The sequence below is a fragment of the Streptomyces sp. MUSC 14 genome (assembly GCF_001866675.1).
Taxonomy (GTDB): domain Bacteria; phylum Actinomycetota; class Actinomycetes; order Streptomycetales; family Streptomycetaceae; genus Streptomyces.
This window is the reverse complement of record NZ_MLYN01000160.1, coordinates 1-229: the sequence shown is the minus strand read 5'-3', so window position 1 is coordinate 229 and position 229 is coordinate 1. Positions and strand designations below refer to the sequence as shown.

The following is a 229-nucleotide window of genomic DNA, read 5'->3' as shown; positions in this document are numbered from 1 at the left end:
CGGGCGCCTGCTCCAGGATGACGTGCGCGTTCGTACCACTCAACCCGAACGACGACACACCCGCACGCCGCACCCGCCCCGCAACCCCCACCCACTCCCGACGCTCCCTCAACAACCGCACATCACCCGCCGACCAGTCCACATGCGAGGACGGCTCACCCACATGCAACGTCGCCGGCAACACACCATGCCGCAACGCCTCCACCATCTTGATCACACCAGCCACACC

1 protein-coding gene is annotated in these 229 nt (G+C 66.8%); it reads right to left on the bottom strand.

Going from position 1 to position 229, the window contains the following annotated elements; genetic code table 11:
* Positions 1-229 (bottom strand): ketoacyl-synthetase C-terminal extension domain-containing protein (locus tag BIV25_RS46120; protein WP_143076861.1); only part of this gene is annotated, 229 nt, incomplete at both ends.